At 65.5% G+C, this 20,895-nt stretch carries 22 protein-coding genes; 10 read left to right on the forward strand and 12 right to left on the reverse strand.

Annotation, left to right across the window (positions count from 1 at the left end; all coding sequences use genetic code 11):
- Nucleotides 1–14 precede the first annotated feature (14 nt).
- Nucleotides 15–308 (reverse strand): LPS translocon maturation chaperone LptM, encoded by a 294-nt coding sequence (gene lptM / locus ACM43_RS34080; protein WP_036040362.1) that lies wholly within the window; start codon nucleotides 306–308, stop codon nucleotides 15–17.
- Nucleotides 309–401: 93 nt separating this feature from the next.
- A complete protein-coding gene (argH, locus tag ACM43_RS34085) occupies nucleotides 402–1,799 on the reverse strand; it encodes an argininosuccinate lyase (protein WP_271546115.1) in 1,398 nt (465 codons plus the stop codon).
- 102 nt (nucleotides 1,800–1,901) lie between these two features.
- On the opposite strand from argH, the gene tlpA reads away from it, so the two are divergent.
- Nucleotides 1,902–2,564, forward strand: a complete 663-nt coding sequence (gene tlpA / locus ACM43_RS34090) for a thiol:disulfide interchange protein TlpA (protein ID WP_271546117.1) — start codon at nucleotides 1,902–1,904, stop codon at nucleotides 2,562–2,564.
- 59 nt (nucleotides 2,565–2,623) lie between these two features.
- Here tlpA and ACM43_RS34095 read toward each other — a convergent pair whose 3' ends face one another.
- From ACM43_RS34095 to ACM43_RS34120, 6 genes are all read right to left on the reverse strand, one after another.
- Nucleotides 2,624–2,818 carry a hypothetical protein gene (locus tag ACM43_RS34095; protein WP_008543352.1) on the reverse strand — a complete coding sequence of 65 codons (195 nt, stop codon included), beginning with the start codon at nucleotides 2,816–2,818 and terminating at the stop codon, nucleotides 2,624–2,626.
- A 203-nt stretch (nucleotides 2,819–3,021) separates the two neighbouring features.
- Nucleotides 3,022–3,903 (reverse strand): 3-hydroxybutyryl-CoA dehydrogenase, encoded by an 882-nt coding sequence (locus ACM43_RS34100; protein ID WP_128265896.1) that lies wholly within the window; start codon nucleotides 3,901–3,903, stop codon nucleotides 3,022–3,024.
- 196 nt (nucleotides 3,904–4,099) lie between these two features.
- A complete protein-coding gene (locus ACM43_RS34105) occupies nucleotides 4,100–5,044 on the reverse strand; it encodes an electron transfer flavoprotein subunit alpha/FixB family protein (RefSeq protein ID WP_271546123.1) in 945 nt (314 codons plus the stop codon).
- Nucleotides 5,044–5,793, reverse strand: coding sequence for an electron transfer flavoprotein subunit beta/FixA family protein (locus ACM43_RS34110; protein ID WP_271546125.1), 750 nt, complete (start codon nucleotides 5,791–5,793; stop codon nucleotides 5,044–5,046). The genes ACM43_RS34105 and ACM43_RS34110 overlap by 1 nt, the downstream gene beginning before the upstream one ends.
- Before the next feature lie 125 nt (nucleotides 5,794–5,918).
- On the reverse strand, nucleotides 5,919–6,491 hold the full coding sequence (locus ACM43_RS34115; protein ID WP_271546126.1) for a cob(I)yrinic acid a,c-diamide adenosyltransferase: 573 nt from the start codon (nucleotides 6,489–6,491) through the stop codon (nucleotides 5,919–5,921).
- Between the two features lie 2 nt (nucleotides 6,492–6,493).
- Nucleotides 6,494–6,688 (reverse strand): twin transmembrane helix small protein, encoded by a 195-nt coding sequence (locus tag ACM43_RS34120; protein WP_028178512.1) that lies wholly within the window; start codon nucleotides 6,686–6,688, stop codon nucleotides 6,494–6,496.
- 314 nt (nucleotides 6,689–7,002) lie between these two features.
- On the opposite strand from ACM43_RS34120, the gene ACM43_RS34125 reads away from it, so the two are divergent.
- Nucleotides 7,003–7,896: a YihY/virulence factor BrkB family protein gene (locus ACM43_RS34125; protein ID WP_271546128.1), complete on the forward strand. Its 894-nt coding sequence runs from the start codon at nucleotides 7,003–7,005 to the stop codon at nucleotides 7,894–7,896.
- Here the strand turns inward: ACM43_RS34125 and ACM43_RS34130 are convergent.
- Nucleotides 7,823–9,076, reverse strand: coding sequence for an ATP-binding protein (locus ACM43_RS34130; protein ID WP_157286819.1), 1,254 nt, complete (start codon nucleotides 9,074–9,076; stop codon nucleotides 7,823–7,825). The genes ACM43_RS34125 and ACM43_RS34130 overlap by 74 nt on opposite strands.
- Nucleotides 9,077–9,177: 101 nt before the next feature.
- Nucleotides 9,178–10,050, reverse strand: a complete 873-nt coding sequence (gene gluQRS / locus ACM43_RS34135; protein ID WP_271546133.1) for a tRNA glutamyl-Q(34) synthetase GluQRS — start codon at nucleotides 10,048–10,050, stop codon at nucleotides 9,178–9,180.
- Nucleotides 10,051–10,235: 185 nt separating this feature from the next.
- Between gluQRS and ACM43_RS34140 the strand changes: the two genes are divergently transcribed.
- Complete coding sequence (locus ACM43_RS34140) at nucleotides 10,236–10,889, forward strand: DNA-3-methyladenine glycosylase family protein (protein WP_157286851.1); 654 nt, start codon at nucleotides 10,236–10,238, stop codon at nucleotides 10,887–10,889.
- Here ACM43_RS34140 and ACM43_RS34145 read toward each other — a convergent pair.
- Nucleotides 10,886–11,773, reverse strand: coding sequence for a LysR family transcriptional regulator (locus ACM43_RS34145; protein ID WP_035996816.1), 888 nt, complete (start codon nucleotides 11,771–11,773; stop codon nucleotides 10,886–10,888). The two genes, ACM43_RS34140 and ACM43_RS34145, sit on opposite strands and share 4 nt — an antisense overlap.
- Nucleotides 11,774–11,952: 179 nt before the next feature.
- Between ACM43_RS34145 and ACM43_RS34150 the strand changes: the two genes are divergently transcribed.
- From ACM43_RS34150 to ACM43_RS34175, 6 genes are all read left to right on the forward strand, one after another.
- Nucleotides 11,953–12,927, forward strand: coding sequence for an NAD(P)H-dependent flavin oxidoreductase (locus tag ACM43_RS34150; protein WP_271546136.1), 975 nt, complete (start codon nucleotides 11,953–11,955; stop codon nucleotides 12,925–12,927).
- 34 nt (nucleotides 12,928–12,961) lie between these two features.
- The gene (locus tag ACM43_RS34155; protein WP_157286816.1) at nucleotides 12,962–14,143 is read left to right on the forward strand and encodes an ABC transporter substrate-binding protein; all 1,182 of its coding nucleotides are present in this window, start codon (nucleotides 12,962–12,964) and stop codon (nucleotides 14,141–14,143) included.
- A gap of 22 nt (nucleotides 14,144–14,165) precedes the next feature.
- Nucleotides 14,166–15,692 (forward strand): acyl-CoA synthetase, encoded by a 1,527-nt coding sequence (locus ACM43_RS34160; protein WP_271546520.1) that lies wholly within the window; start codon nucleotides 14,166–14,168, stop codon nucleotides 15,690–15,692.
- A 163-nt stretch (nucleotides 15,693–15,855) separates the two neighbouring features.
- On the forward strand, nucleotides 15,856–17,616 hold the full coding sequence (locus tag ACM43_RS34165) for an NAD(P)/FAD-dependent oxidoreductase (RefSeq protein WP_271546138.1): 1,761 nt from the start codon (nucleotides 15,856–15,858) through the stop codon (nucleotides 17,614–17,616).
- 127 nt (nucleotides 17,617–17,743) lie between these two features.
- The gene (locus ACM43_RS34170; protein WP_271546140.1) at nucleotides 17,744–18,721 is read left to right on the forward strand and encodes a peptidyl-alpha-hydroxyglycine alpha-amidating lyase family protein; all 978 of its coding nucleotides are present in this window, start codon (nucleotides 17,744–17,746) and stop codon (nucleotides 18,719–18,721) included.
- A 200-nt stretch (nucleotides 18,722–18,921) separates the two neighbouring features.
- Entirely contained in the window at nucleotides 18,922–19,479 is a 558-nt protein-coding gene (locus ACM43_RS34175; protein ID WP_057028390.1) for an HNH endonuclease, read from the forward strand.
- A 20-nt stretch (nucleotides 19,480–19,499) separates the two neighbouring features.
- On the opposite strand, the gene ACM43_RS34180 is transcribed toward ACM43_RS34175, so the two are convergent.
- Nucleotides 19,500–20,381: a DMT family transporter gene (locus ACM43_RS34180; RefSeq protein ID WP_157286813.1), complete on the reverse strand. Its 882-nt coding sequence runs from the start codon at nucleotides 20,379–20,381 to the stop codon at nucleotides 19,500–19,502.
- A gap of 178 nt (nucleotides 20,382–20,559) precedes the next feature.
- Here ACM43_RS34180 and ACM43_RS34185 point away from each other — a divergent pair, with 178 nt between their 5' ends.
- A complete protein-coding gene (locus tag ACM43_RS34185; protein ID WP_036020706.1) occupies nucleotides 20,560–20,781 on the forward strand; it encodes a dodecin in 222 nt (73 codons plus the stop codon).
- Nucleotides 20,782–20,895: the final 114 nt, after the last annotated feature.

Genomic DNA, 20,895 nt, shown 5'->3' on the forward strand with positions numbered 1-20,895 from the left:
TCGGTTGTGCCGGCTTATTTCCTGCCGGGAGGTTCGTCCAGGAGCGGGTCGAGAATAAACGATTTCTTCCGGCCCTTGGCCGCCGCGGGCGCGGCATCCGCGCTGGCGGTGGGCTCGAACAGGCTCGGCGCCTTCTGGGCCGCGGTCTCGGGCTCGACGGGCGCAGCGCCGGTGGCTGCGGGCGCGTTGGAGGCGGTCGGCGGCAGATCCAGCGGGCCCTTGCGGCCGCAACCTGCAAGCGCGAGCGCCGTCAGGCTCAAGACAATGATGGCCCACCCCGAGCCGGCCGGGCGAAACTTTGACGTCACGACGAAATCCCCACTACGCGCGGCGCACCATACAGAGATTGGCGCGTTCTGGCGAGGGCCGGATGACCATGAAACATAAGCGAAATTTTGCCCTCAGCCCAATTTTCGCTCTTTTTCCAGCCGCTTCGCCCAGGCCTTGGCCTGGGAGGTCACATTCTTCGGCGCGGTGCCGCCAAAGCTAGTGCGGCTCTTCACCGATGATTCGACCGAGAGCACGCCGAGCACGTCCTTGGTGATCTTGGGCTCGATCGCCTGCATTTCCTTCAGCGGCAGCTCGTGCAGCGCGACGCCCCCCTCGGCGGCCTTGGCGACGATGCGGCCCGTGACGTGGTGCGCCTCGCGGAACGGCATCTTCAGCGTCCGCACCAGCCAGTCGGCGAGATCGGTCGCCGTGGCGTAACCCTCGCCCGCGGCCGCCTTCATCTTGGCTTCGTCCGGAACGAGATCACGGACCATGCCGGTCATGGCGCGGATTGCCAGCGACAGCGCGGCAAAACCCTCCATGGCGCCCTGCTTGTCCTCCTGCATGTCCTTTTGATAGGCGAGCGGCAGGCCCTTCATGACGATCAGGAGCCCGTTGAGCGCGCCGATGACGCGGCCGGTCTTGGCGCGCACCAGCTCGGCGGCATCCGGGTTGCGCTTCTGCGGCATGATCGAGGATCCCGTAGTGAACTTGTCGCTGAGCCGGATCATGCCGACCAACGGCGAGGTCCAGATCACGATCTCCTCGGCAAAGCGCGACATGTGCACGGCGCAGATCGAGGCGGCCGACAGGGTCTCCAGCACGAAATCGCGGTCGGAGACGGCATCGAGCGAGTTCGCCATCGGGCGGTCGAAGCCGAGCGCCTTAGCGGTGGCATGGCGGTCGATCGGGAACGAGGTGCCGGCGAGCGCAGCCGCGCCCAACGGCGATTCGTTCAGCCGGTTGCGGGCGTCCTGGAAGCGGCCGCGGTCCCGCGCCGCCATCTCGACATAAGCCAGCAGGTGATGGCCGAACGTGACGGGCTGCGCCGTTTGCAGATGCGTGAAGCCGGGCATCACGGTTGCGGCGTGCTCCAGCGCGCGGTCCACCAGGGCCTGCTGGAACGCGGCGAGCGCGGCATCGGTCTCGTCGATGACGTCGCGGACGAATAGACGGAAGTCGGTGGCGACCTGGTCGTTGCGCGAACGCGCGGTGTGCAGCCTGCCGGCGGCCGGGCCGATCAGCTCCGACAGGCGGCTCTCGACATTCATATGGATGTCCTCGAGCGCGCGCTTGAATTCGAAGCCGCCCTTGCCGATCTCTGACAGGATTGTGTCTAGACCCTTGCCGATATTTTTCGCATCAGAAGCCGTGATGATGCCCTGATTGGCCAACATCGCGGCGTGGGCCTTGGACGCGGCAATGTCCTGGGCGAAGAGGTGACGATCGACGTCGATGGAGACGTTGATCTCTTCCATGATCTCGTCGGGGCGTTCCGAGAACCGGCCGCCCCACATCTTGTTGCTCATGATCCCCTGTGCTCACGCCTGATTTGCCGAACGTTTGCTGGCCGCGGCCAGCCGTATTAAGAGGCCCCTGATAGCCATATCTGCGACCGGATGACAAACGATATGCTCGAACCGAAGCCCTCCACGCGCCGCATCCCCCTCGTCATCGCCACCGTGGCGATTGGCGGGCTGGCCGGCTTCGCCGCGCTGTACGGGCTGGGCCTGAGCCGGGCGCCATCTGGCGATCCGACCTGCAAGGCGGCGGTCGCGACGGCGCAGAAAATTGCCCCGCTCGCCCATGGCGAGGTGGCGGCGCTGACCATGGCAAGCACCCCCTTGAGATTGCCCGACCTCGCTTTCGAGGATTCCGAGGGCAAGCCGAAGAAGCTGTCCGACTTCCGCGGCAAGACCCTGCTGGTGAACCTCTGGGCGACCTGGTGCGTGCCCTGTCGAAAGGAGATGCCGGCGCTGGACGAGCTCCAGGGCAAGCTGTCGGGCCCGAATTTCGAGGTGGTGGCGATCAACATCGACACCCGCGACCTGGAGAAGCCGAAAACCTTCCTGAAAGACGCCAATCTTGTCAGGCTCGGCTATTTCAGCGACCACAAAGCCAAGGTTTTTCAGGATCTTAAAGCCGTGGGACGGGCGCTGGGGATGCCCACCTCGGTGCTGGTGGACCCGCAAGGCTGCGAGATCGCGACGATCGCGGGGCCAGCGGAATGGGCGAGCGAGGACGCACTCAAGCTGATCCGGGCGGCAACAGGGAAGGCTGTCGCGTCGCTTTAGATAGTCATTTTACGCATGATCTGATCGGAAAACCGGTTCCCACTCTTCCGGATCATGCGCTAGGCCGTGACGTTGAGATTGCCGCCGACGCCAGGGCCGACATTGGCGAGCGAGGGCTGGCCGGCGCCGAGCAGCGTCAGGACGGTGGATTTCTCCATATCCGCGTTCTGCTTGGTCAGCGTCGCCGCAATATTCGACTGCAGCGCGCCTTGCTGTGCGGCCAGCATGGTGCTGACCATTGCCATCATGTCCATTACGCGAACCCTCGTACCGGCCGTAACCTAGGCGCGAGGTGTTAACGCGAGATGAACTGTGATGGAGCAGTACGGGCAATCGTGTCCCGGACAAGGGGAGCACGCAAGTGACGCACCGCAGAGCCGGGACCCAGCATTCAGCGCACGGCTCCTGGGCCCCGGCTCTGCAGCGCTCCGCGCTGCGTCCGGGGCACGAGACCACCTTAACGCGTCGGCACCGGCTTGGCGCCGCGGTAATCGTAGAAGCCACGCTGGGTCTTGCGGCCGAGCCAGCCGGCCTCGACGTATTTCACCAGCAGCGGGCACGGGCGGTACTTGGAGTCGGCCAGCCCCTCGTGCAGCACCTGCATGATGGAGAGGCAGGTGTCGAGACCGATGAAATCGGCGAGCTCGAGCGGACCCATGGGATGGTGGGCGCCCAGTTTCATCGCCGCGTCGATCGCCTCGACGTTGCCGACGCCTTCATACAGCGTGTAGATCGCCTCGTTGATCATCGGCAGTAGGATGCGGTTGACGATGAAGGCCGGAAAATCCTCGGAGACCGCGACTTGCTTGCCGAGCCTGCCGACGAATTCCTTGGCGGTCTCGAAGGTGGCGTCGTCGGTGGCGATGCCGCGGATCAGTTCGACCAGTTCCATCAACGGCACCGGATTCATGAAGTGAATGCCGATGAAGCGCTCCGGGCGGTCGGTGGCGGCGGCGAGGCGCGTGATCGAGATCGAGGACGTATCGGAGGCGACGATCGCCTCCGGCTTCAACACGGCGCAGAGCTCGTGGAAGATCTTGCGCTTGACCTCTTCCTTCTCGACCGCGGTCTCGATGACGAGGTCGCAATCGGCGAGATCGTCCAGCTTCTCGGCTAGCTTGATACGCGCAATCGCCTTGGCCCTGTCGTCCTCGGTGACGGCCTTCTTGGAGACCTGACGCGCCAGATTGCCGTTAATGGTGGCCATGCCCGACTTGAGGCGGTCGGCTGAAACGTCGTTGAGCACCACGTCGAAGCCAGCGAGCGCCGCGACATGCGCGATGCCATTGCCCATCTGACCCGCGCCGATCACGCCGACCTTCTTGATCACTGCCGCCATATTGTCATCCACCGGAACGGCGCGCGGGGGGCGCGCCCTGCCTTTTCCCCTCGAGCCGGGAGGTCCGATTTAATCAGAACCTTGGCTCGAAACCTAGATTGGATCGCCTCCAAGGCGCGCCCCACGCCAAAGAAAACGCCTCAGAAACGCAACACCGGCCGGAGTTTATACCTCCGGCCGGTGTTTTCGATGCCTTTTACTTGCCGAGCTTGCCGAGTTCGGCGGTCAGCTCAGGAACCGCCTGGTAGAGATCGGCGACCAGGCCGTAGTCGGCGACCTGGAAGATCGGCGCGTCCTCGTCCTTGTTGATCGCGACGATCACCTTGGAGTCCTTCATGCCGGCCAGATGCTGGATCGCGCCGGAAATGCCGACCGCGACATAGAGCTCGGGAGCCACGACCTTGCCGGTCTGGCCGACCTGCCAGTCGTTCGGCGCATAGCCAGCATCGACCGCGGCGCGCGAGGCACCGACACCGGCCCCAAGCTTGTCCGCGAGCGGCTCGATGTACTTGGCGAAGTTCTCGCGGCTCTGCATGGCGCGGCCACCGGAGACAATGATCTTGGCCGAGGTCAGCTCGGGGCGATCGCTCTTGGCGACTTCCTCACCGACGAAAGTCGACAGGCCCGGATCGGCCGCCGCCGCCACGGTCTCGACCGGGGCGCTGCCGCCCTCGCCTGCTGCGGCGAAGGTGGAGGTGCGGACCGTGATGACCTTCTTGGCGTCCTTCGCCTTCACCGTCTGGATGGCGTTGCCGGCGTAGATCGGGCGCTCATAGGTATCGGGCGCGACCACCTTGGTGATCTCCGAGACCTGCATGACGTCGAGCAGAGCGGCGATGCGGGGCATCACGTTCTTGAAGCGCGAGGTCGCCGGCGCGACGATGGCGTCATAGCCGGACGCCAGCGACACCACCAGCGCAGCCAGCGGCTCGGCGAGATCGTGCGCGTAGAGGTCGCCATCGGCGAGCAGCACCTTCTTCACGCCATTGAGCTTGGCAGCGGCATCGGCCGCGGCCTTGGCGTTCTGGCCGGCGACCAGAACCTCGACATCGGCGCCGAGGGCGCTAGCAGCGGTCAGCGCCTTGTTGGTGGCGTCCTTGAGCGAGGCATTGTCGTGTTCGGCAATCAGAAGCGTCGTCATCAGAGCACCCCGGCTTCGTTCTTGAGTTTGGACACCAGCTCGGCGACGTCCTTGACCTTGACGCCGGCCTTGCGGCCCGCGGGCTCAGCCGTCTTTAGAACCTCGAGGCGCGCGGCGATGTCGACGCCGGTATCGGCGACGGTCTTCTCCGCGATCGGCTTCTTCTTCGCCTTCATGATGTTGGGCAGCGAGGCGTAGCGCGGCTCGTTGAGGCGGAGATCGGTGGTGACGATCGCCGGCCCCTTCAGCTTCACGGTCTGCAGGCCGCCATCGACTTCGCGGGTGACCTTGAAGTCCGAGCCTTCGACCTCGAGCTTGGAGGCAAAGGTTGCCTGCGACCAGCCGAGCAGCGCGGCCAGCATCTGGCCGGTCTGGTTGGAGTCGTCGTCGATCGCCTGCTTGCCGAGAATGATCAGGCCGGGCTGCTCTTCTTCCGCAACCTTCTTCAGGATCTTGGCGACAGCCAGCGGCTCGACCGTGCCCTCCGCCTTGACCAGGATGCCGCGATCGGCGCCCATGGCAAGACCGGTACGGATCGTCTCGGACGCCTGCGCAGGTCCAATCGAGACCACCACGACCTCGGTGGCCTTGCCGGCTTCCTTCAGGCGCAGCGCTTCCTCGACAGCGATTTCGTCGAAGGGGTTCATGGACATCTTGACGTTGGCGAGTTCAACGCCCGATCCATCGCCCTTGACGCGGACCTTGACGTTGTAATCGACCACCCGCTTTACCGGCACTAAGACCTTCATCGATCCTCTTTCACTCAATTTGGGAGGGGGTTATCAACTGGCGCGGAACCTAAAGGCCTGATCTGCCCCGGTCAACGCGCGAACGGGTCTAATTTTGGCCTTCTGAAATGCGGGAGCGCGATGGGTCAGCGGTTCTGGCCGGGAACCCAGAGCACGTCGCCCGCGCCATTGCCGTTCACGACCCGGCTGGCCACGAAGAGAAAGTCGGACAGGCGATTCATATATTGGATGCCAGCCGCGCTGACCGGCTCGCCCGGCTGGGCCGCCAGTTCCACGATCACGCGTTCCGCCCTGCGGCATATCGTGCGCGCCACATGCAGATGGGCCGCGGCCGGCGTGCCGCCGGGAAGCACGAAGGAGGTCAGCGGCGCGAGCTTTTCGTTCAGCATGTCGATGTCGCGCTCGAGCCGTTCGACCTGGCTCACCACCACCCGCAGCCGCTCGGCCTTGCCTTCCCGCTCCGGCACCGCGAGATCGGCACCAAGATCGAACAGATCGTTCTGGATGCGGCCGAGCATCGCGTCGAGCTCGTGCATCTCGGCGGTGTAGAGCCTGACCACGCCGATCGCCGCGTTGGTCTCGTCGACGGTGCCATAGGCCTCGATGCGCAGATCGTATTTCGGACGTCGCTCTCCGGTTCCGAGCGCCGTCGTGCCATCGTCACCGGTCTTCGTGTAGATGCGGTTCAGCACCACCATGATCAGCGTCCCATCGCCCAGACCGCGAGCATCGCGATGATGATCGCCACGAACTGAAGCAGCACGCGCCAGCGCATCAGCTTCTGCGAGGTGTTGGGCGAGCCGCCGCGCATCATGTTGATGAGCCCGAGCAGCAGCACCAGCGCCACGGCGCCGGCTGCGGCCGGCAGGATGAAAGTACTCAGGAGAGATGCCATTTGAAGGTAGATAACACCATGTGTGCCGGTCCGCCATCTCCCCAGCTCGTCATTCCAGGGCGATGCGGCGGGACCGAGCGCAGCGAGGCCCGGCACATCGGGCTCGGAATCCATCGGGCCACTTGCGCCGCGGCTAGATGGATTCCGGGCTCGCGCTTGGCGCGCCCCCGGAATGACGGCGGGGCGCTTCGCGAACTGGCTTTTGGGCCAAGAATATCAGATGGTAGCGCGATGATTTTTCGATTTGCGCCCATTGCTTGTTCTCCTGGCCTCTCCCTACGTGCAGAGGGAGAGGGCAGCGGCGTAGGTGCCAAGTGAAAGCCATCCGCTACATCTACTGCGTCGCTGAGGACGCGTTCTACACGTTCCTCGCCGATGACGGCTGGGCGATCGCAAGCCACATCGCGCTGTCGACGCTGATGGCGCTGTTCCCATTCCTGATCGTGCTGACCGCGCTCGCCGGCTTCTTCGGCTCCAAGGAACTCGCCGACCAGGCGGCCAGCCTGATGCTCCAGGTCTGGCCCAAGCAAGTCGCCGATTCGATCTCGGGCGAGGTGCATGACGTGCTGACCACCACCCGTACCGGGCTTCTGACCATCGGCGCGGCGCTGTCGGTCTATTTCGCCTCGAACGGCGTCGAGGCGCTCAGGGTCGCGCTCAACCGCGCCTATGCGGTGGTGGAGATGCGAAGCTGGTACTGGCTCCGGCTGGAATCAATCGCCTATACGATCATTGCGGCCTTCACGGCGCTCGCCATGGCGTTCCTGATCGTGCTCGGCCCGCTCATCATCGAGGCCGCGCGGCGCCACATTCCCCTGTTCGTGGAATCGAACGAGAGCATCCTCACCTGGGTGCGCTACGGCATCTCCATCGGCGCGCTGGTGATCGCACTGCTCATCCTGCACGCCTGGCTGCCGGCGGGACGGCGCAGCTTCCTGCAGATACTGCCCGGCATCGTCTTCACCATCGTGGCGTCACTGATCTCCAGCATCGTGTTCGGCCAATACCTGGCCCGCTTTGCCAACAACTACGTGACCATGTATGCGGGGCTCGCCTCGGTGATCATCGCGCTGGTGTTTCTGTACTTCATCGCCGCGATCTTCGTTTACGGCGGCGAGCTGAACGCCGCGATCATCAAGTCGAGGCTTCCTCACGGCGTGTCGCTTCAAGCAGCGCAGTCGCTAAAGCCCTCGGAGACACAGGCTTAACCAGGAAGGCGTCGGCCCCGGCTTCGCGCGAGGCGGCCTCGTCCTCGCCGCGGCCGGACACGCCGATGATCGGGATCCGAGCCAGCGGCGTTGGCAGCATGCGAATCCGCCTGATGGCCTCGATGCCGTCAATGCCCGGCAGCACCATGTCCATCAGCACCGCGTCGAATGCGCCCTGCTCCAGCCGGTTCACGGCGTCCTCGCCGCGCCCGATGAATTCGGCATGATGGCCGAGCTCGGTCAGGATGGTGTTGAGCACGACGCGGCCGAACGGGTTGTCCTCGACACTGAGCACGCGGAGCGCAGCCACCGCCTCGGGCTCGCTGCCGTCCTTCGCCTTGCGGACCTTGCCCGGTCCCGCCGCGTCCAGCGACACCGTCAATGTGAAGGTGGCGCCGCCACCGCGGCGCGGAGCGACGGTGATATCGCCGCCCATCGCCCGCGCCAATTGCTTGACCGAGGAGAGCCCCAAGCCGGCGCCGCCGAAGCGTGCGGCAATGGTGACATTGGCCTGGGTGAACGGGCGGAATAGCCGCTTGATCTCGGTCATGGTCAGGCCGATGCCGCTGTCGGACACGGCGAAAGCGACGCCGACCCTGCCCTTTGCTTTACCTTTGGCCGGACGCCACGGCTCGACCGCGAGGGCCACACCGCCCTGGTCGGTGAATTTCACGGCGTTGTCGATCAGGTTCTCGAGCGCGGCGCGCAGGCGGACGGAATCACCGACCACGAGCCCTGGGATCTTGTCGGCGATCTCGACCTTGGCCTGGAGACCTTTGGCCGCGGCACGGCCGGCCAGGGAATCGCCGGCGGTACGGGCGAGCGCCTTGAGATCGAACAGGTCCTGCCGCGGCGTGCTGCCGCCCTTTCCCGTTCTGGCAGCATCCACGAACAGCGTGGCGAGGCTCGCCAGATGCTCGGCGCCGGCCTTGATAGTGTCGGCCCAGCGCCGCTCCCGCTCGCCGAGATCGGAGGTCGCGAGCAGGTCGCTGATCGCGAGAATGCCGGTCAGGGGGGTGCGGACCTCATGGGCAAACGCGGCCAGCGCCGCCTGGACGACATCAGGCGCAACCGCCTTGGTGCTGCGCTTGCGCAGCTGGCCTGCCGCCCTGGGCCGCTTCCGAAGCGGCCGCCGCCTGGACGTCCGGGTGGTGCGCACTGGACGCGTCTTCGCCGCCATGAATCCCCTTCGAAGTACCCTCTTCGAACCCCGCGCTGGCCAAGCATGGCACGGAGGAACGCCCGGAGTCACGGCGACGTTTCGCTAACCCCCAGAGAAACTTAACCTAATCCCACCAGCCCGCGGATCGCGGCAGGCGTGAGGCCGGCCGCGCGCAATTCGCGCAGACCGGTCGAGCGGCCCGATTTCGACAGCTTCCGACCCGCCTCATCGCGAATCAACCGGTGATGGCGATAGGCCGGCTCGGGCAGGCCGAGCAGGACCTGGAGCAGGCGGTGCACCGCGGTGGCGTGAAACAGGTCCTGCCCCCGCACGATCTCGCTGGCGCCCTGGAGCGCGTCGTCGACGACCACCGAGAGATGGTAGCTGGTCGGCGTTTCCTTGCGGGCTAGGATGACATCGCCCCAGGCCTCCGGTCGCGTCGGGACGACGCCGCGTTCGCCATCCGGCCCCTCGCCGAGCTCGTTCCAGCTCAGGCCGGCGACGCGGCGGCAGGCGGCCGCCATGTCGAGCCGCAGCGCATAGGGCACGCCCGAGGCGATCAGCTGCGCGCGCTTGTCAGCCGAAAGTGATTTGGCCTCGCCCGGATAAAGCGGCGCGCCGTCGGGATCGCGCGGCCACGGGCCAGCGGCCTCGCGCGCCGCCACCAGCCTTGCGATCTCGGCGCGGCTTTCGAAGGCGGGATAGACAAGACCGAGCACAGAGAGCTTTTCCAGCGCAGCGCGATAATCGGCGAGATGTTCGGATTGACGCCGAACCGGCGTCTCCCAGGCAATCCCGAGCCAGGCGAGATCCTCGTAGATCGCCGTCTCGAACTCCGGCCGGCACCGCGTCGAGTCGATGTCCTCGATTCGCAGCAGCAATCGGCCGCCGGTCTCCCGCGCGCGATCGAAGTTGAGCAGCGCGGAATAGGCGTGGCCGAGATGCAGGAAGCCGTTCGGGCTCGGGGCGAATCGGAAAACGGGTGGTGCCATCACATGAATCTCGTCATGGCCGGGCTTGTCCCGGCCATCCACGTTCTTCGGTACCACAGACCGATGGTGTCAACGTCACGAACAAACACCACGACCACCGCTCATGCTACACAGTGCCTCGCGGTGAGAAAGACGTGGATGGCCGGGACAAGCCCGGCCATGACGCTGGAGAGAACCCGCCCGCCATGACCATCCACCTCGAAACCCAGTCCGATCTCGAAGAGGCCGTCCACGCGCTGATCAAGCGCGATCCGCGGCTCAAGCCCGTGCTCGAGATCGCGGGCATGCCGGCGTTGCGGCGGCGCGAGCCCGGGTTTACGGGGCTCGCGCACATCGTTTGCGGACAGCAGCTCTCCACCGCGAGCGCCGCGGCGATCTGGGGACGGCTGTCGGCCGCATTCGATCCGCTCGACCATGACGCCGTGCGCCGCGCCCGCGCCGACCGGCTGGGGCGGCTCGGCCTCTCCGCCGCCAAGATCAAGACGCTCAAGCATCTCGCCCGCGAGATCGCCGCGCAGCGGCTGAATCTCGACGTGCTCGCCGAGGAGGATGCCGACGCCGCGCATCACACCCTGATCGCGCTGCCCGGCATCGGCCCCTGGACGGCCGACCTCTACCTGTTGTTCTGCCTCGGCCACGGCGATGCCTGGCCGGCCGGCGACCTCGCCGTGCAGGAAGGCATCCGTATCGGCCTCGGCCTCAAGGCGCGGCCGACGGAGAAGCAGATGGCGCCGATCGCCGAGCCCTGGCGTCCGCTGCGCGGTGCGGCGGCGCATCTGTGGTGGAGCTATTACCGCGCGGTGAAGAAGCGCGAGGGCGTGCTCGCGGGAGCGGGCTAACCCCGTAGCCGCGCGCGGTCGGTCCGGGCGCATTCGGCGACGAATTCGATCACGGCGCGCACCGCCGGCAGCTCGACGAGGTCGGGGTGGGCCAGCAGCCAGAGATCCGCCACGCTGGCGAGCTTCTGCGGAGCGACGCGCACGAGATCGGAGTAGGCTTCGGCGACGAAGCACGACAGCGCGGAGATTCCGATGCCGGCGCGGACCGCCGCCAGCATGTCCCCCTGGGACGAGCAGCGCATCGCCACCCTTGCCTGCCGCGTGACGACGTCGCTCCAGCGCGCAAGCTGCGCATTGGACGTCTGGTCGGCGAAGCCGATGACGCTGTGCTCCTTCCAATCGCCGCGCCGTTCCGGCAAGGACCGCCCGGCGGCATAATCGCGCGAGGCATAGAAGCCGGTGCCGAGACGGCCGATCTTGCGGCCGACCAGGTTCTCCTCCCCGGTATCGAAGGGCCGCAGCACCACGTCCGCCTCACGCCGGCGCACGCTCGCCGGAAAGGGATGGGTGATGATCTCGAGCTGGATATGATCGTGCGCGCGCAGGAAGGCTGGCAAGCGCGGCATCAGCCAGTGCGAGGCCAGCGTCGCGCCGATCGACAGCTTGACGATGCCGCGCGCCTTGTGTCCACCCGCCGCCACTGCGGTCTCGGCCCGCAGCGCTGCGGCCGCCATGGCCTCGGCGTGCTCGCGCAAGGTCCGTCCATCCGCGGTCAGCGCCAGGCCGTCGGCGGCGCGCGCCACCAATCTGGTGCCGAGCTGGGCTTCCAGCGCCGCGATCTTGCGGCTGACAGTGGGATGGCTGGTGTGCAGGCGGCGGGCGGCAGCGGTGAAGCTGCCGGTATCGGCGACCGCGACGAAGGTCTTGCAAAGGTCCCAATCCATCGGCAGCCCTGTTCATACCTGAATGATCGTCCGTTCATTATTGAACGGCCGGGCCGCGTCGTCCAACCTTATAATGGGATCAAATCCGCGGCCCGGGCGGCCCATCCGCCCGCGCGACAATCAATACGGAAACGCCTCGTCATCCGCCCGCGGGCGGGGCTGCGTTTCGGGAGGACATGATGGCACTACCCAATCTCTTGAAGGATTCGCTCGAGCTGCCCGTGGTCGGCTCGCCGCTGTTCATCGTCTCCGGCCCGGAACTGGTGATCGCTCAGTGCAAGGCGGGCGTCGTCGGCTCCTTTCCCGCGCTCAATGCCCGCCCGGTCGAGAAGCTCGGCGAATGGCTGAGCCGGATCGAGGACGAGCTCGGCGAGTACCAATCGCGCAATCCCGGCAAGAAGGTCGCGCCCTACGCCGTCAACCAGATCTGCCATGCCTCGAACGACCGGCTGATGAAGGACATGGAGACCTGCGTCAAGCACAAGGCGCCGATCATCATCACCTCGCTGCGGCCGCCGGCGGAGATCGTCGAGGCCGCGCATTCCTATGGCGGGCTGGTGTTCCACGACGTCATCAACGTCAAGCACGCGCGCAAGGCCGCCGAGCAGGGCGTCGACGGCCTGATCCTGGTCTGCGCCGGTGCGGGCGGGCACGCCGGCACGCTGTCGCCCTTTGCGCTGGTGCGCGAGGTCAAGCAATGGTTTGACGGCGCCGTCCTGCTGTCGGGCGCGATCAGCGACGGCTATGGCATCGCCTCGGCGCTGACGCTGGGCGCCGACCTCGCCTATATGGGCACGCGCTTCATCGCGACGCAGGAAGCCAACGCCGATGAGGCCTATAAATCTGCGCTGACGCAGCACGCCGCGCACGACATCGTCTACACCAACCTGTTCACCGGCGTGCACGGGAATTACCTGGGGCCGTCGATCGCTGCCGCCGGCCTCGATCCGGACAACCTCCCCGCCGCCGACAAATCGAAGATGAATTTCGGCTCCGGCGGCAACATGAAGTCCAAGGCGTGGCGCGACATCTGGGGATCGGGCCAGGGCATCGGCCAGATTACTGATGCCCCGCCCGTTGCGGAGCTCGTCGACCGCATGAAGCGTGAATTCGATCAGGCGAGGCAGGATTTCCTAATGCGCGTCTGCGCCTGACGTCTCCAACTGACAAGACAAACGGGAGGATATCATGAAGCTGGCAGCCGCACTGATCGGTCTGTCCCTGCTGGCACTCGCCACGGACAGCGCCCACGCCGAAGGCACGGAGATACGGATCGGACAGACCCTGCCCTATAGCGGCCCGGCCTCCGGCTTCGGTGCGATCGGCCGGACGCAGGAGGCGTTCTTCGAGAAGATCAATGCCGAAGGCGGCATCAACGGCCGCAAGGTCAAGTTCATCACGCTGGACGATGCCTACTCGCCGCCGAAGACGGTTGAGCAGACCCGCAAGCTGGTGGAGCAGGACGAAGTGCTGATGCTGTTCGGCTCGCTCGGCACCGCCACCAATAGCGCCGTGCATCGCTACCTCAACGGCAAGAAGGTGCCGCAGCTGTTCGTGCTTTCCGGCGCGACCAAATGGGCCGATCCGCAGAAATATCCATGGACCATGCCCGGCATGGCCGCCTATGAATCCGAAGGCGTGGTCTATGCCAAGCACGTGCTGCGCACCAAGCCGGGCGCCAAGATCGCCATCCTGTCCCAGAACGACGATTTCGGCCGCGACTATGTCGCCGGCTTCAAGCGCGCGCTCGGGGACAAGGCCGCCGGCATGATCGTTGCGGAGGCGACCTACGAGACCAGCGCGCCGACGATCAGCTCGCAGCTCTCGACCCTGAAGGCATCGGGCGCCGACGTGCTGTTCGGCGTCGTGCTCGGCAAGTTCACCTCGCAGATGATCAAGGGCGTCGCCGAGCTCGGCTGGAAGCCCGAGCTGTTCTTCGTGCCGACCTCGGCCTCGTCGATCTCGTTCCTGGAGCCTGCCGGGCTCGAGAACGCCGTCGGCCTGATCTCGTCGAGCAACCAGAAGGACACGATGGACCCGCAATGGGCCAGCGATCCCGGCGTGAAGGAGTATTTCGCCTTCATGAAGCAGTACATGCCGAATGCGGACCTCTCCAACTCCAACTATGCGGCCGGCTACCATTACGCGACGCTGCTGATGACGGTGCTGAAGGCATGCAAGGACGATTTCAGCCGCGACAACATCATGCGCCAGTCCGCCTCGCTGAAAGAGGTGAAGCTGCCGCTGCTGCTGCCCGGCATATCCGTCAGCACCGCAGCCGACGACTATCTGCCGTTCCAGCAGCTGCAGCTGCGGCGCTTCAACGGCAAGAGCTGGGTCGGCTTCGGCGACGTGCTGGACGATCGCTGACTCCAACGGAATGGGAATGACCATGATCATCAGCGGCGAACGCCGGATCGGCCATGACGAGATCCAGGCGCGCATCAGGCGCGCGGCGAGCGGGCTGCGCGCCCTCGGCCTTGCCGAAGGCGCACCGGTCGCCATGATGCTGCGCAACGACTTCGCCTTGTTCGAGGTGGTCGCGGCCTCGGCCGCACTGGGCAGCCCCGTGGTGCCGATCAACTGGCACCTGAAGGCCGAGGAGGTCCGCTACATCCTGACCGACAGCGGCGCGAAGATCCTGATCTGCCACGCCGACCTGCTGCCGCAAATCCGCGGCGGCACTCCGGAGGATGTCCGCCTGCTCGTGGTCGCGACGCCGCCCGAGCTGGCGGCGACCTTCGCCATTCCCCAGGAGCTGGCCGAGATCCCGGCTGGCCTCACCGACTGGGACCGCTGGCGCGACGGCCACACCGAAATGCAGGAGCCGCCGCGCCGGGCCGCGGCGATGATCTACACCTCTGGCACGACAGGCATGCCGAAGGGCGTGCGGCGTATGCCGATGCAGCCGGAACAGGCCGCCGCCTCCGAGCGGGTCGGCGCGATCGCCTACGGCATCAAGCCGCGCGAGGACCAGGTCGTGCTAATCAACGGGCCGATGTATCACTCGGCGCCGCATTCCTACGGCATGATGGCGTTCCGAAATGGCTGCACCATCGTGCTTCAGCCGCGCTTCGACGCTGAGCAGCTGCTGGCGCTGATCGAGCGCCACCGTGTGTCGCATATCCACATGGTGCCGACCATGTTCGTGCGCCTGTTGCGCCTGCCCGAAGCGGTCAGGCAGCGTTACGACCTGTCGTCGCTGCGCTTCGTCGTGCACGGCGCGGCGCCCTGCCCGCCCGAGGTGAAGCGGGCCATGATCGAGTGGTGGGGACCGGTCATCAACGAATATTTCGGCTCGACTGAGACCGGCATCCCGGTCTGGCACTCGGCCGAAGAGGCGCTGAAGAAGCCCGGCACTGTCGGCCGCGCCATCGAAGGCGGCATCGTCAAGATCTTTCGCGACGACGGCAGCCTCTGCGATGTCAATGAGGTCGGCGAGATCTACATGCGCCAGACCGCGGTGCCCGATTTCGACTATCACGGCAAGGCGCAGGCGCGCGCCGAGGCCGGGCGCGACGGTCTCGTCAGCGTCGGCGACGTCGGCTATCTCGATGAGGACGGCTATCTGTTCCTGTGCGACCGCAAGCGCGACATGGTGATCTCGGGCGGCGTCAACATCTATCCCGCCGAGATCGAGAACGTGTTGATCGCGATGCCCGGCGTGCGCGATTGCGCCGTGTTCGGCATCCCGGACGCGGAATATGGCGAGCGGCTGTGCGCCTGCATCGAACCCGACAGGGCCGAGCAACTCTCGGCCGCCGCGGTGCAGGCTTATCTGCGCGAACGCCTGGCCAACTTCAAGGTGCCGAAGGAGGTCAAGTTCCTGGATGCGCTGCCCCGCGAGGCAACCGGAAAGATCTTCAAGCGCAAGCTGCGCGATCCCTATTGGGCAGACCGGGGGCCGGGCGGCGCTTAAGCCGTTCTCCGGCGGCGTCCGCACGCGTGGAATTCCGGGCCATATTCCGTCCGGGCAGGGCCGCATGCCGGCCTCGCTCGGGTCCGCGGCTTTTGGCGGGCGGCGAAACCGTATAGCGTTCGATCTCTGAGGAAACGCCGCGAAGACGGCCATGAGGTCGCGCATGCTGGACCGGACGCAGGATATTTCCATTGCCGCACAGGCCTGGCTCGACGACTTCGAGCGCACCTTAAGCAGACCTGATCCCGCGACGCTGGGCCCGCTCTTCCTCGCCGACGGCTTCTGGCGCGACGTGCTGGCGCTGAGCTGGAACCTGCAGACAATCGCCGGGCGCGAGACGATTGCGCAAGCGCTGGCCGCGCTGGCGCCCAAGGCAACGCCGACCAATTTCAAGATCGCACCGAACCGGGCGCCGCCGCGCTGGGTGACGCGGGCCGGCACCAACAACATCGAAGCGATCTTCAATTTTGAGACCGCGCTCGGCCGCGGCAGCGGCATCGTCCGGCTCATTCCCGACGGCCCTGACGACAGCCTGAAAGCCTGGACGCTGCTCACCGCGCTCGACGAATTGAAAGGCTTCGAGGAACAACTCGGCACCTCGCGGCCGCGCGGCCAGGCCTATTCGCGCGACTTCCGCGGGCCGAACTGGCTCGACCAGCGCAACGCCTCGCGCGACTATGTCGATCGTGACCCGGCCGTGCTGGTGGTCGGCGGCGGCCAGGCCGGGCTCGCCATTGCTGCGCGGCTAAAGCAGCTGAAGGTCGACACCCTGATCGTCGATCGCGAGATGCGGATCGGCGACAATTGGCGCAAGCGTTATCACGCGCTGACCCTGCACAACCAGGTGCAGGTGAATCACCTGCCCTATATGCCGTTTCCGCCGAACTGGCCGGTCTATATCCCCAAGGACAAGCTCGCCAACTGGTTCGAGGCCTATGTCGATGCGATGGAGCTGAACTTCTGGACCGGCACCGACTTCGAGGGCGGCGCCTATGACGAGGCTAAAGGCCACTGGACCGTCACGCTGCGGCGCGCCGACGGCAGCAAGCGCACCATGCATCCGCGCCATGTGATCATGGCGACCGGCGTCAGCGGCATCGCCAACATTCCCGACATTCCGACCCTCGACAATTTCAAGGGCACGCTGGTGCATTCCAGCCGTTACGAGGACGGGGAGAACTGGACCGGCAAGCGCGCGATCGTCATCGGCACCGGCAACAGCGGTCACGACATCGCGCAGGATCTTCATTCCAGCGGCGCCGAGGTGACGCTGGTGCAGCGTTCGCCGACGCTGGTCACCAATATCGAGCCGTCGGCGCAGCTGGCCTATGCGACCTACAACGAGGGCACGCTCGAGGACAACGATCTGATCGCGGCCTCGATGCCGACGCCGCTCGCGAAGAAGACGCATGTGATGCTGACCGAGCAATCCAAGGAGCTCGACAAGGAGCTGCTCGACGGCCTCTCGCGCGTCGGCTTCAGGCTCGATTTCGGCGAGGCCGGCACCGGCTGGCAGTTCAAATACCTCACCCGTGGCGGCGGCTATTATTTCAACGTCGGCTGCTCCAACCTGATCGTCGAGGGCAAGATCAAGCTCAGGCAGATTTCCGACATCGAAAGCTTCAACGCCGAGGGCGCGCGGATGAAGGACGGCTCAATCATCGCCGCCGACCTGATCGTGCTCTCGACCGGCTACAAGCCGCAGGAGTATCTGGTGCGCAAGCTGTTCGGCGACGGCATCGCCGACCGCGTCGGCCCGATCTGGGGTTTTGGCGACGGCTTCGAGCTGCGCAACATGTATGCGCGCACCAAGCAGCCCGGCCTCTGGTTCATTGCGGGGAGCCTGGCGCAATGCCGGATCAACTCGAAATATCTGGCGCTGCAGATCAAGGCGATCGAGGAAGGGATTTTGGCACGAATATAGCTACAGCCGTCATTCCGGGGCGCGCGCGTCAGCGCGAACCCGGAATCCATGGAAACTCCGGAACCCGCGGCCCGATGGATTCCGGGCTCACGCTCCCCGTGCCCCGGAATGACAAGAGGAGATATCAATGCCAGCCATTCTCGGCACCGGCGAGCACCGCTACCGCGTCGTCGACAACTTCGCGAGATTGCCGGACGGCTGGCAACTCACCGACGTCGCCTCGGTCGCGGTCGACAGCAAGGACCGCGTCTACGTCTTCAACCGCGGCGCCCACCCGATGGTGGTGCTGGACCGCGAGGGCAATTTCCTGCGCAGTTTTGGCGAGGGCCTATTCTCGCGCGCGCACGGCCTGCATATCGACGCCGACGACAATCTCTATTGCACCGACGACGGCGACCATACCGTGCGCAAATGCACCACCGACGGCAAGGTGCTGCTGACGATCGGCATTCCCGCAAAGCCGGCGCCGTTCATGAGCGGCGAGCCGTTCCACCGCTGCACCCATACCGCGCTGTCGCCGAAGGGCGAGATCTACGTCTCCGACGGCTATGGCAATGCGCGCGTGCACAAATTCACGCCCGACGGCAAGCTGATCAAGAGCTGGGGCGAGCCGGGCACCGATCCCGGCCAGTTCAATATCGTGCACAATATCGCCACCGATGCCGACGGCTGGGTCTATGTCGCCGATCGCGAGAACCACCGCGTCCAGGTGTTCGACGGCGAGGGCAAATACGAGACGCAGTGGAACAATCTGCACCGGCCCTGCGCGCTGTGCTGCTGCGGCGGGGCCAAGAGCCCGACCTTCGTCATCGGCGAGCTCGGCCCCGGCCTTGCCATCAACCGCAATGTGCCCAATCTCGGCCCGCGGCTGTCGATCGTCGATGCACAAGGCAAACGCATCGCACGGCTTGGCGGCGAGGAGGGCCCGGGCGTTGCCAGCGGCAAATTCCTCGCGCCGCATGGGCTCGCACTGGACTCGAGGGGTGACATCTATGTCGGCGAGGTCGGCGTCACCAATTGGACGACCAGCTTTCCGGACGAGGAGATGCCGGCCGCGGTGCGCGCGACGCGCTGCCTGCAGAAGCTGGAGCGGGTACGGGAGTAGCTGCCATGGCAACGGCAGCCCATGCTGGGGCGGTTCCGCGCGCCCCCTGGATCGCGGCTTTTTGAGCACGTTTGCCACCCCGCCGCCGCATTGCTTGCGCTTGAATAAGTCGCTCAACGGGCTTCACAATCCCGTCACGCTGCATGTAGTATGTCACTACATGCTGCTTCGCAGCGTATATTGGAGGCCGGGAGCGTTACTTGAACGCACATGTCTCGCAAGGCAGTTGGCCGGTGTTGGTGCTGAATGCGGACTTCCGGCCGCTGAGTTACTACCCACTGTCGTTGTGGTCGTGGCAAGACGCGATCAAGGCGGTGTTCCTCGACCGCGTCAACATCGTCGCACATTACGATCAGGCGGTTCGAAGTCCCACGCTGGAAATGCAGCTGCCCAGCGTCGTTTCACTCAAATCCTTCGTCAAGCCGACCACCCACCCCGCATTCACCCGCTTCAACGTCTTCCTGCGCGATCGTTTCGCCTGCCAATATTGCGGCTCGCCCGAAGACCTCACCTTCGATCACATCATCCCGCGCAGCAAAGGCGGCCAGACCACCTGGGAGAACGTGGTCGCGGCGTGCTCGCCGTGTAATTTGCGCAAGGGCAACCTCACCCCGGCGCAGTCCAAAATGTTTCCGCGCCAGACGGCGTTCGCACCGACCGTGCACCAACTCCACCGCAACGGCCGGCTGTTTCCGCCGAACTATCTGCACGACAGCTGGCTGGACTATCTGTACTGGGATACGGAGCTGGATCCGTAGGGGCGAACCAGCGCGCTCTGCTACCCCCGCTGCAACGCCAGCGTCACGCCGCCGAGCGTGAGCGCCATCGCCGTCCATTCGCGATAGCCGAGCGGCTCGCCGAGAATGATCGCCGCGGAGACGACGCCGATCACGGGCACGATCAGCATGCCGGTCGAAGCCGTGGTCGGCGGCAGACGGCGCAGCGTCTCGAACCAGGTGACGTAGCAGAGGCCCATCGGCACCAGCGTCATGTAGACGAAGCAGCCGAGCCCCAGCGGAGTGATGGCGGTGACGTCGGGGCGCTCGAACAGCACGCCGAGGACCAGCATCGTGGCGCAGCCGAGCCCGACCTGCCAGGCGACGACGACCAGCGGCGGCATCGGAAGCGGCTTGCGGTTCAGCACGTTACCGAGCGCGAACAGGATGGCGCAGAGCAGTGCGAGCGCAATGCCGACCAGCTTGTCGGTGCTGAACGCAAGACCGTTGCCGCTCAGGAGCAGCGTGACGCCGGCGATGCCGAGGACAAGCCCGAGAACATCCCGTCGCGCCGGCCGCGTGTGCAGCACCGGCCAGGCGAACAGCATCGCCCAGATCGGCATCGTATAGGCGAGCAGCGCGCCCTCGCTCACGCTCACATATTTCATCGCGACCGTGCCGAGACCCATCCAGGCCAAGACGTTGGTGAAGGTCGCAAACAAGAGGCGCGGCACCGCCTCGCGCGGGACGGCGAAGGATTCCTTCCGGATCAGCACCAGGGTGCCGAGAATGAGCGAGGCGCAAACACCCGCAAGGCCGCGCGCGAACAAAGGCGGCCATTGCTGCAGCAGCAGCTTCATCAGCGGCCAGTTCAACGCCCAGCCGAACGCCGTTACGCACAGGCAGAGAGAGCCGATCGTCCTGTCGCGTCGCGCCGTGTCCATACCCAGCGCTTAGCAGGCCGGCGCCGGCCGCTCCACCTCGCCTGGTGCATGCGGGCCATCGCGGAGCACGGAACCCGAAGCTTCCACGACCGTTCAGACCGTGGGCCAGGCACGCTCGCCTGCGCACGTTCCGCCATACGCATGTTTCGGATGGCAATATACCAAATGAGGGAAGGCCATGCCCACAGCCGAGCACGATCACGTCTACAAGATCCTGGACCTCGTCGGATCATCCGAGACCTCGATCGAGGATGCGATCAAGAACGCTATCAGCCGCGCCTCCAAGACCGTTCGCGAAATAAGATGGTTCGAGGTCGTGCAAACGCGCGGCCATGTCGAGAACGGCGCCGTGCGTCATTTTCAGGTGACGCTGCGCGTCGGCTTCACGTTGGAAGGATGAGGCCCTGGAGCGTGGTTAACGTCCGCTGACGCGAATGAACCAAGATATCGACGGTTCCCCGGTCGAGTACGGACCCCGCACAATCATCGCGGATATTGCAACAGGCCGTTAAGG

It is taken from the genome of Bradyrhizobium sp. CCBAU 45321 (assembly GCF_028128975.1).
In the GTDB taxonomy this organism is placed as follows: Bacteria; Pseudomonadota; Alphaproteobacteria; order Rhizobiales; family Xanthobacteraceae; genus Bradyrhizobium; species Bradyrhizobium yuanmingense.

Bases quoted from the DNA above. Each gene is read 5' to 3' on its own strand.
- ACM43_RS34100 (WP_128265896.1), bottom strand. From the start codon at position 3,903: ATGGCGGCAGTGATCAAGAAGGTCGGCGTGATCGGCGCGGGTCAGATG.
- ACM43_RS34095 (WP_008543352.1), bottom strand. From the start codon at position 2,818: ATGGACATGATGGCAATGGTCAGCACCATGCTGGCCGCACAGCAAGGC.
- ACM43_RS34110 (WP_271546125.1), bottom strand. From the start codon at position 5,793: ATGAAGGTCTTAGTGCCGGTAAAGCGGGTGGTCGATTACAACGTCAAG.
- ACM43_RS34165 (WP_271546138.1), top strand. From the start codon at position 15,856: ATGCTGGACCGGACGCAGGATATTTCCATTGCCGCACAGGCCTGGCTC.
- ACM43_RS34155 (WP_157286816.1), top strand. From the start codon at position 12,962: ATGAAGCTGGCAGCCGCACTGATCGGTCTGTCCCTGCTGGCACTCGCC.
- ACM43_RS34115 (WP_271546126.1), bottom strand. From the start codon at position 6,491: ATGGTGGTGCTGAACCGCATCTACACGAAGACCGGTGACGATGGCACG.
- ACM43_RS34140 (WP_157286851.1), top strand. From the start codon at position 10,236: ATGACCATCCACCTCGAAACCCAGTCCGATCTCGAAGAGGCCGTCCAC.
- ACM43_RS34170 (WP_271546140.1), top strand. From the start codon at position 17,744: ATGCCAGCCATTCTCGGCACCGGCGAGCACCGCTACCGCGTCGTCGAC.
- ACM43_RS34120 (WP_028178512.1), bottom strand. From the start codon at position 6,688: ATGGCATCTCTCCTGAGTACTTTCATCCTGCCGGCCGCAGCCGGCGCC.
- ACM43_RS34105 (WP_271546123.1), bottom strand. From the start codon at position 5,044: ATGACGACGCTTCTGATTGCCGAACACGACAATGCCTCGCTCAAGGAC.
- ACM43_RS34160 (WP_271546520.1), top strand. From the start codon at position 14,166: ATGATCATCAGCGGCGAACGCCGGATCGGCCATGACGAGATCCAGGCG.
- gluQRS (WP_271546133.1), bottom strand. From the start codon at position 10,050: ATGGCACCACCCGTTTTCCGATTCGCCCCGAGCCCGAACGGCTTCCTG.
- ACM43_RS34180 (WP_157286813.1), bottom strand. From the start codon at position 20,381: ATGGACACGGCGCGACGCGACAGGACGATCGGCTCTCTCTGCCTGTGC.
- ACM43_RS34185 (WP_036020706.1), top strand. From the start codon at position 20,560: ATGCCCACAGCCGAGCACGATCACGTCTACAAGATCCTGGACCTCGTC.
- ACM43_RS34130 (WP_157286819.1), bottom strand. From the start codon at position 9,076: ATGGCGGCGAAGACGCGTCCAGTGCGCACCACCCGGACGTCCAGGCGG.
- ACM43_RS34145 (WP_035996816.1), bottom strand. From the start codon at position 11,773: ATGGATTGGGACCTTTGCAAGACCTTCGTCGCGGTCGCCGATACCGGC.
- ACM43_RS34150 (WP_271546136.1), top strand. From the start codon at position 11,953: ATGGCACTACCCAATCTCTTGAAGGATTCGCTCGAGCTGCCCGTGGTC.
- tlpA (WP_271546117.1), top strand. From the start codon at position 1,902: ATGCTCGAACCGAAGCCCTCCACGCGCCGCATCCCCCTCGTCATCGCC.
- argH (WP_271546115.1), bottom strand. From the start codon at position 1,799: ATGAGCAACAAGATGTGGGGCGGCCGGTTCTCGGAACGCCCCGACGAG.